We start from the raw sequence: 2,753 nt of genomic DNA, 5'->3' as shown, positions 1-2,753 counted from the left end.
GTGCGACACGTTCCTAACTGAAAAGGTTAGGCACTAAATAATGAACGTGTAAATGTTCAGTTTAGGAGAACTGATATTCCGACAGGTGGAATGAGGGGGTAACGCCCTGAAATGCCTGCCTTGATACTCCGACGTGCAAAATGGCGTGTAATAGCTGTACTGTACGAAGCTCGGTGAAGTCGGCAGAGAGCAACCGTAAGCAGATAAGATATTTTGTCTGTACGAAAGCTGTTCAGAGGTGAATGGTGTTGCCTATATGCCGGAGGTCAATAAATTGCCTATGGTGAGTATGTGAAAAGTGGTTCACAGACGAACACCCGATATAAAAAGTCTAAACGAATAGTGCATAGAAATGTGCATACGCCAACACTGGCGGGTATGTGAGGTAAAGTAAAACACCATTTATGAAATACCTTATGCCGTTACAGGCGGCATCCAGCATACAGGCTTAGAGGGACACCTAAGGGCGATATGAAATGATAGGAATATCGGAACGTGGAAAGGTTGGAACGTGGAGCGGATTACAACGCTATGAGGCGTTTGCAGGGAAAGCGGTATCTAAAACCGTATAACCTACATTAATCCAACTGAAAGTAGAGCCGTGGTACCGATGAAGCGGTGATAATAAGCCGTGGAGGGACGGGCTCGAGTCGTTAAGAAATAAAATAAGTAAACACACAATCTCAAAGGTTCGAGTAAGACTAAGAAAAGCAAAATCCCCTGAAAGTGAGGATAATGCTGACTTTGACAAGAGCAAAACCGACAAAACGGTCTGCCCTGCGCAATGCGGAATATTACGATTTTCAAGATGTTTTAGACAAGCTGTACGCGGATAGCGAAAAAGGCTGTCAGTTTAAAAATCTGACTGAACTGATTTGTAGTCCTGAAAATATACTACTTGCTTTTCGGAATATCAAGAAAAACAGCGGAAGCAAAACCGCAGGAGTAGATAAAAAGACCATTACCCATTTACAGCAATGGGAAAACGAACAGCTTATAGCCTATATTCAGAAAAGACTAAGCAATTACATTCCTCAACCAGTACGCCGTGTGGAAATCCCAAAAGGCAACGGAAAAACCAGACCGCTTGGCATTCCGACTATTATGGACAGGCTGATACAGCAAGGTATTCTGCAAGTCCTTGAACCCATTTGTGAAGCAAAATTCTTCAAGCGAAGCAACGGTTTTCGCCCAAACAGGAGTGCGGAACATGCGATCTCCCAATCTTACAAATTTATTCAGGGGCAAAATCTTCATTTCGTGGTAGACATCGACATCAAAGGATTTTTCGATAATGTCAGTCACGGAAAACTGCTGAAACAGATGTGGTCGATTGGTATTCGGGATAAAAAGCTATTGTCTATTATTTCTGCAATGTTAAAAGCAGAGGTGGCGGGCATTGGCTTCCCCGAAAAGGGAACGCCGCAGGGAGGGATTATTTCTCCCCTGCTGTCAAACATCGTCCTGAATGAATTGGATTGGTGGGTGGCAAGCCAATGGGAAACTCTGCCTACACGGGTAGCGTATAAATGCAGGGTGATGAAAAACGGCACTCTGGATAAAAGCAATGTCTATGCGGAGCTTAGAAATACTGGGTTAAAGGAATGTTACATCGTAAGGTACGCCGATGATTTTAAAATCTTTTGTCGATACCGCAGTGACGCCCAAAAGATGTTCATGGCTGTAAAAGGCTGGCTACACGATAGATTGGGGCTTGAAATCAGCCCCGAAAAATCCAAGATAGTCAATCTAAAACGGCAGTATTCCGAATTCTTAGGGTTCAAAATGAAGGCGGTCAAGAAAGGCAAGAAGTCAAACGGTAAAACCAAATATGTTGTGAAATCCCATATTTCTGATAAGGCAAAAGAGAAAATCAAGCAAAGGGCTGTTTCTGCTGTAAATGAGTTGAAGAAAGTAGACGCAAAAGGAAATACCATTTTAAGATACAATGCATTGGTCATGGGCTGGCATAATTACTATCAATATGCAACACACGTCAGCCGTGATTTTAGTGAAATTGCTTTCTTGGTCAAATCGTCTGCAAAAGGCAAGCTCGAACAACAGATGAAGAAGAAAATCGCAAAACCTATTACCAGTCCGATTTACATTAAATATAGTAAAAGCAGAGAAATGAGGTTTGTTGGAGAAACGCCGATACTGCCAATCGCCTATGTGCGGCACAAAAATCCCATTGACAAAAAGCGTAGCATTAACAGCTATACTGTCGAAGGACGTGCTGAAATACACAAAAAGTTGGCAACTGTCAATGTGGCTATTCTCCATTATCTTATGCGGAATCCTGTCCGTGACAGGAGCGTGGAATACAACGACAACAGGCTGTCTCTGTACTGTTCTCAGCAAGGAAAATGTGCTGTCACAGGCAGATCCTTAGAAATCACCAGGATACATTGCCATCATAAAACGGCGACATATCTTGGCGGAGATGACAGCTATAGAAATCTAATCTTGATTGACGTTGATGTTCACATTCTCGTTCACGCCACGCAGGAGAATACTATCGGGAAATACCTTTCAACTCTGCAACTGGACGAAAAGCAACGGGAAAAGGTCAATAAATTGCGAGCTATTCTTTGTCTAAATGAAATATCCAAGTAACGGTTAAAGCTACTTGTAAATTGTGTAAATTACTTTAAAAACCTTAACGATGGAACGCCGTATGAGGGGAAACTCTCACGTACGGTGTGGAGTGGGGGAAAATCCTGCGATTACTTCAAGGGATTACCTATCACTAT

At 42.6% G+C, this 2,753-nt stretch carries 1 protein-coding gene; it reads left to right on the top strand.

Annotation, left to right across the window (positions count from 1 at the left end; all coding sequences use genetic code 11):
• Positions 1–735 precede the first annotated feature (735 nt).
• Entirely contained in the window at positions 736–2,616 is a 1,881-nt protein-coding gene (gene ltrA / locus QOX26_RS14230; protein ID WP_283675626.1) for a group II intron reverse transcriptase/maturase, read from the top strand.
• Positions 2,617–2,753: the final 137 nt, after the last annotated feature.

The sequence above is a fragment of the Butyricicoccus sp. Marseille-Q5471 genome, assembly GCF_951230135.1.
Taxonomy (GTDB): Bacteria; Bacillota; Clostridia; order Oscillospirales; family Butyricicoccaceae; genus Agathobaculum.
This window is presented reverse-complemented; position numbering and strand designations above follow the sequence as displayed.

What these genes read in the sequence shown, in the direction of transcription:
- ltrA (WP_283675626.1), top strand. Translation starts at nt 736, where the DNA reads ATGCTGACTTTGACAAGAGCAAAACCGACAAAACGGTCTGCCCTGCGC.